The 6051-nt window shown below is 71.0% G+C and carries 6 protein-coding genes; 4 read left to right on the top strand and 2 right to left on the bottom strand.

The genetic code is table 11. From position 1 onward, the window contains the following. Nucleotides 1-1095, top strand: a 1095-nt coding sequence (locus tag E3O23_RS08585; protein ID WP_134490098.1) for a 2-oxo acid dehydrogenase subunit E2, incomplete at its 5' end; no start/stop codon positions are given. Nucleotides 1096-1232: 137 nt separating this feature from the next. On the opposite strand, the gene E3O23_RS08580 is transcribed toward E3O23_RS08585, so the two are convergent. Continuing rightward, nucleotides 1233-2987 carry a hypothetical protein gene (locus E3O23_RS08580; RefSeq protein ID WP_134490096.1) on the bottom strand — a complete coding sequence of 585 codons (1755 nt, stop codon included), beginning with the start codon at nt 2985-2987 and terminating at the stop codon, nt 1233-1235. 124 nt (nt 2988-3111) lie between these two features. On the opposite strand from E3O23_RS08580, the gene lipB reads away from it, so the two are divergent. From lipB to E3O23_RS08565, 3 genes are read left to right on the top strand one after another with little or no spacing between them, the layout of a single operon-like run. Next, nucleotides 3112-3759: a lipoyl(octanoyl) transferase LipB gene (lipB, locus tag E3O23_RS08575; RefSeq protein ID WP_134490094.1), complete on the top strand. Its 648-nt coding sequence runs from the start codon at nt 3112-3114 to the stop codon at nt 3757-3759. Next, nucleotides 3756-4745: a lipoyl synthase gene (lipA, locus tag E3O23_RS08570; protein WP_134490093.1), complete on the top strand. Its 990-nt coding sequence runs from the start codon at nt 3756-3758 to the stop codon at nt 4743-4745. Before lipB ends, lipA begins: the two co-directional genes overlap by 4 nt. Before the next feature lie 48 nt (nt 4746-4793). After that, entirely contained in the window at nt 4794-5498 is a 705-nt protein-coding gene (locus tag E3O23_RS08565) for a DUF4191 domain-containing protein (RefSeq protein WP_134490091.1), read from the top strand. Nucleotides 5499-5593: 95 nt separating this feature from the next. Here E3O23_RS08565 and E3O23_RS08560 read toward each other — a convergent pair whose 3' ends face one another. Further along, nucleotides 5594-6034: an RDD family protein gene (locus E3O23_RS08560; RefSeq protein ID WP_134490089.1), complete on the bottom strand. Its 441-nt coding sequence runs from the start codon at nt 6032-6034 to the stop codon at nt 5594-5596. Between the last annotated feature and the right edge of the window lie 17 nt (nt 6035-6051).

Here is a 6051-nt window from a genome sequence, read left to right as displayed (position 1 = left end):
GCCGTCGAGCCGCCTCCCGAGGCCGCACCGGCAGCGGCAGCAGCACCCGTTGCCGCACCGGCAGCAGCACCCGTTGCCGCTCCCGTGGCAGCCCCGGCAGCGCCCGCCGCCCCCGCAGTCGCAGCCCCGGCAGCGCCCGTCGCGGCCCCGGCCGCTCCGGCAGCAGCACCGGCAGCAGCACCGGCCGCGGTCCGTGGATCGCACGCCGGAACCTCCGGCTACGTGACGCCGATCGTTCGCAAGCTCGCCAACGAAGCCGGCGTGGATCTCTCCACGATCACCGGGACCGGGGTGGGCGGGCGCATCCGCAAGGAAGACATCGCCGCCGCCGCCCAGGCAGCTCCCGCCGCGGCGTCCGCACCGGTCGTCGAGGTCTCGCCGCTGCGTGGGACCACCCAGCCGATGTCGCGCCTTCGCAAGGTCGTCGCCGAGCGGGCCGTCATTTCGATGAACTCCTCCGCGCAGCTCACCACCGTTGTCGAGGTCGATGTCACCCGCATCGCCATGCTTCGCGACAAGGTCAAGGCGGACTTCCACGCCAAGACGGGCAACAAGCTCTCGTTCCTGCCGTTCTTCGCCCTGGCCGCGGCCGAGGCTCTGCGGACGTACCCGATCATCAACGCCAGCGTTGACGGCGACCAGATCGTCTACCCGGCGCAGGAGAACATCAGCATCGCGGTCGACACCGAACGCGGCCTGCTGACCCCGGTCGTGCGCAACGCCGGAGAGCTCGACCTCGCCGGCTTCGCCGCGGAGATCGCCGACCTGGCGGCGCGGACGCGCGACAACAAGCTCAAGCCGGACGAGCTGTCCGGTGGTACCTTCACGCTGACCAACACCGGTTCGCGCGGCGCCTTGTTCGACACCCCGGTGGTCTTCCTGCCGCAGAGCGCCATCCTCGGCACCGGAATCGTCTACAAGAAGCCGGTCGTCGTGACGACCGACGGCCTGGACTCGATCGCCGTGCGGTCGTGCCTGTACCTGGCCCTGTCGTACGACCACCGCATCGTCGACGGCGCGGACGCCTCACGCTTCCTCACCACGATGAAGGCGCGCCTCGAGGCCGGCGCGTTCGAGGGCAACCTGGGCATCTGATCTGATCTGATCTGATCAGCCCGCTTCATCCGCTCCACAGGCTGGGGGCGACCCGCTCGGGTCGCCCCCAGTCTTTTTGTCGCTGAGGGGTCGCATATCGACCTTCCTGGGGCACACGAAGGTCGATTTGCGACCCCTCACGGCCTGGGCGGCAGGTAGTAGTCGAAGATCTCGCGCAGACGCCAGCCGGCTTCGCCCCTGACCACGAGGACCGAGGCCGGCTGGCCGTGCGGTCCAGCCTGTTCGCCGGGCGGCGCCTGATCACCGGGCGGGGCGAGCGCGACGAGCGCCGAGTTGCCGGAGCGTTCCACCAGGCTCACCGTATGGCGCTCGAAGGTGGGCGCGTCGGCCGCGGCACCTCCCTGCTGGGCAGACCGTGCGGAGTACGTGTCCGCGGCCATGACGGCCGAACCCGGCTGGTCGACGCCGTCGAGGCAGACGACGGATGCCGCGGCGAGGCAGCCGGCGCGCAGCGCGAGCAGCACCGGAACCGCGAGAACCGGCTCGTCGCCGGACAGCGCCGCCAGCTCCGGCGCCTCGAGGCTGTCCCGTCCCTCTCCCACGGCGGCCGAGGCTCGCCCTGCCCCGCCGGCAGGCTGCCTGCCGGAGGCATCCGTGTCGGCGCCACCCGGGCCGGAGGCCTCCGTGCCGGTTCGGGCGGGCAGGAGGCCGGTCGCCAGGAGGACGAGCCCCGCGGCCACGACGCCCGCGAGCCAGAGCGGGCGACGATGCGGCCTGGCCTTGTCGCGCAGGCGCGCCACCGTTCGCCCCATATGATGCCCGTCCAGCGCGCCGAGGACCGCCGTCCGGACCTCCGGGGGGAGGTGCAGCTCGAGCAGGCGGGCCGCCAGGTGCCTCACCGCCTGCGGTCTCACGGTCGGTGGCCTCACCGCCTGGGGTCTCACTGTCTGCGGACTCAGCGTCGACGGCCCCACCGTCGACCCGGCGGCCCCGGCGTGCGCCCCGCGGACACGGCCGTGCCTCGCTTCGATCCGCAGCGCCGCCCGCCCGGCTTGTGCCCGGACCGCCGCGCCCCCGACGCCCTCGCCGTCCTGCGGCCCAGGCGCGCGCACGGGCGTCGCAGCGGCCCAGCCGAAGAGCCGGCGCTCCAGCTCGTCGAGGCACGGCCGGAACGGCACGGCGCCGGCGGCCTCGTCGAACCACGCGGTCAGCCGTCCGGCCGCCGGAGCGGCCGGATCAGCCGGGTCGAGGCAATCGAGCACACCGTGGGTCAGCACGCCGAGCCGCAGGTAGTTGGCGCGGAGGGCGGGGATCCGGGCCACCCCGGCGGGCGGCAGGTCGCGCAGTCCGCCGAGCCCGGCGAGCACCGGCCGGCCCCGCTCGTCGAACAGCACCGACGCCAGGCTGAACCCCACATGCGCGAAGCCCGCCTCATGCAGCGCGGAGAGCGCCGTGACCATCGGGGCGAGGATCGTGACGGCCTCGCCAGGGCGGAGCGCGTCGACCCCGGCGAGGCGCCGGTTCAAAGACGCCCCTGCCAGGCGTTCCAGCACAAGGCAGACACGCCCGTCGGGCAGGGTGGCCACGTCCAGCAGCCCCGGAAGCAGCCCAGCGGGAGACTGCGACAGCGCGCGGACCTCCCGCTCGATCGACGCTGGATCCGTCTCAGGGTCGAACACCTTGAGCGCGACAGTGACCGGCAGGCTGCCGACCGGGAGGCCGCCGGTTTCGTCCCCCGGCTCCGCGCGCCGGCCGGCGTGGCCGAGGTAGACGACGGCCCTCCGGCCCGACCCCAGCCGCCGCACGACGCGGTACCCGGCGAGGGTCGACGGCTCGGGGCCGCCGACCCACTCCGCGCGGGCCGGGTCGGAGCGCGGCGGCACACCCGGGGTGTCCCCCGGCGCCGCTGCCCGGTTCGCGCGTCTGCCCACGAGGACAGTGTCACGCCGCTGCAACGGACGCCCGGCCGTCGAGGGCGACCTCGTGGCCCGGGGCGTGGACCGCTGACGGTGGAGGAGGGGCAGAGACCCTCGGACGAGACCCTAGACTGGACGCATGCTCGACTTTGTCGTCGCGGGGCTAAGCGCCAACTCCGTGCCGTATGTTGAGGGCCTTGAGCTCCAACGCGCAGTCCACCGTTCGGTCGTCGCTCGTGAGCGACCCGACACCGTCATCCTCCTGGAACACCCGGCCGTGTACACCGCCGGGAAACGCACCGAACCGGAGGAACGTCCCACCGACGGGACCCCGGTCATCGATGCCGACCGGGGCGGCAAGATCACCTGGCACGGGCCGGGGCAGCTGGTCGGCTATCCGATCCTGCACCTCGCCGAACCCGTTGACGTCGTCGGCTATGTGCGGGGCCTGGAGGGGATCCTCATCGACGTGCTCGCCGGCTTCGGAATCGACGGAGTCCGCGTGCGCGGACGCTCCGGCGTCTGGGTCGGCCCCGCCGGCAAGGAAGACAAGATCGCCGCCATCGGCATCCGCGTCGCCGAGGGTGTCACCATGCACGGTTTCGCCCTCAATTGCAGCAACTCGCTCGAACCGTACAGCCGCATCATCGCCTGCGGTATCAAGGATGCCGGCGTCACGACCATGTCCCTGGTCCTCGGCCGCGAGGTGGATCCGTCCGAGTTGATCGAACCCATCCGGGCTCGATTCCGGAGCGACGCGATGAGCGACGTGGCGGTGAACGCATGAGCGCAGCGCCCGAGGGCCGGAAGATGCTCCGGCTCGAGATCCGCAATGCCGAGACCCCGATCGAGCGCAAGCCCGAGTGGATCAAGATCAAGGCCAAGATGGGTCCCGAATACCAGCAGATGCAGAAGCTGGTCAAGAGCGAGAACCTGAACACGGTCTGCCAGGAGGCCGGCTGCCCGAACATCTACGAGTGCTGGGAAGACCGCGAGGCGACCTTCCTGATCGGCGGCTCGCAGTGCACCAGGCGGTGCGACTTCTGCATGATCGACACTGGCAAACCGGCCGACTACGACCGCGACGAGCCCCGCCGCGTCGCGGAATCCGTCGTCAAGATGCAGCTCCGCTACGCGACCGTCACCGGTGTGGCCCGGGACGACCAGCCCGACGAGGGTTCGTGGATCTACGCCGAAACGATTAGGGAGATCCATCGCCAGAGCCCGGGCACGGGTGTGGAGATCCTCGTCCCGGACTTCTCCGGCAACCCGGATCACCTCGGCGAGGTCTTCTCGGCCAAACCGGAGGTCTTCGCGCACAACGTCGAGACCGTGCCGCGCATCTTCAAGCGCGTCCGCCCCGCGTTCCGCTACGACCGTTCCCTCGACGTCCTCACGCAGGGCCGTAACGCCGGGCTGATCACCAAGTCGAACCTCATCCTCGGCATGGGCGAAGAGCGGGCCGAGGTCAGCCAGGCCCTCCAGGACCTGCACGACGCCGGAACCGACATCATCACGATCACCCAGTACCTGCGGCCGAGCGCCCGCCACCTCCCGGTGGCCCGCTGGGTGAAGCCGGAGGAGTTCGTCGAGCTCAAGGAAGAGGCCGAGGCGATCGGATTCCTCGGCGTGCTGTCCGGGCCGCTCGTGCGTTCGTCCTACCGGGCCGGCCGCCTGTGGGCCCAGTCGATGATGAAGAGCGGCCGCGAGGTTCCGGAGGATCTGCAGCACCTCGCGGATGCGACGCTCGGCTTCGCGCAGGCCGTGTCGTGAGCCCGTTTCGGTCACGCGGGATTCGGCTGACTGGGTAGTCTTAGACTCATGGCACGCAGCAAGGACAAGACCCCCCGTCCCCCGAAAGAACCCGGCCGCATAAAGCAAATGTGGCAGGTCTTCCAGATGACGAGGCGCTACGACTCGAACATCGTCCTGTTCATGATCCTGGGCTTCCTGATCCCCGTCGTGCTGAGCGTCGGGCTGGCCCTGCTGACCTCGGGCGGCGGCTGGACCATCGCCCTCTGGGCCGTCGCCGGCGTGCTCGGCGGCGTGCTCGCGATGCTGATCATCCTGGGCCGCCGCGCCGAGAAGGCCGCGTACTCCCAGATCGAAGGCCAGCCGGGAGCCGTCGGCGCGGTGCTCCGCAGTTCGCTCAAGCGCGGCTGGGTCGGCAGCGAGATGCCGGTCGCCGTGAACGGCAAGACCCAGGACGCCATCTACCGCGCCGTCGGCCGCGGCGGTGTCGTGCTGATCAGCGAGGGACCCCGCAGCCGCACGGCGCGCATGCTGGACGACGAACGCCGGATGGTGTCGCGACTCGGCGGCAACATCGCCGTAACGGTGGTTTCCGTCGGCCCGGACGAGGACGCGGTCCCCCTGCACAAGCTCGCTCGCCGGTTGACGAAGATCAAGCCGACGCTGACCAAGGCCGAAGTCCTCGCCGTCAACAACCGTCTGAACTCGATGGCCCGGAAGCTGCCCATCCCCAAGGGTGTCGACCCGACCAAGGCCCGGCCGAAGCGCGCGTAGCCTCACCCTCCCCGCAGCCCTCACCTCCCGGCAGCACAGGACACGCCCGGCCGGATCGGCCGGGCGTTTTCTCTGTCCGGCTTCTCTGCCCGACGTCAGCCGCGGACGAGGACCGTTCCGGCCACCTTGTCGTGGAAGCCGCGCTGGTCCGAATCCCAGACGAGAGCCGGGACGACCAGGCCGAGGAGGACCGACCGCACGATCGGGCGCCAGGGTCCCACCCAGCCCCCGGCGAGCGGCACGACGTAGAGCCCGACCAGGCGATGCCCGACGCTGCCGCCGATCGTCGGGATGAACAGGATCTGCAAGGCGACGAAGAGACCCGTGGTGGCGAACCCGTTGACGAAACCGTCCGCGGAGAAGAAGAGCGCGGATGCCGCGTAGGCGAGCGCCCAGTCGATCGCCAGGGCCGCGATCCGTCGCCCGGGGCGGGCCACCGAGCGGGGTCCGGACTCGGGAAGGCCGAGGCGCTCCCCCGGCCATTTGCTGGGGGCCAGCTGGCCAAAGGGGATGGATTTCGATCTCGGGTCCGACACCCGATAAGTCTACCGAG

Source organism: Cryobacterium tagatosivorans (assembly GCF_004402215.1).
Classification (GTDB): Bacteria; Actinomycetota; Actinomycetes; order Actinomycetales; family Microbacteriaceae; genus Cryobacterium; species Cryobacterium tagatosivorans.
Note: the sequence above shows the minus strand (reverse complement) of the source record. Positions and strands in the feature narration are given on the sequence as shown.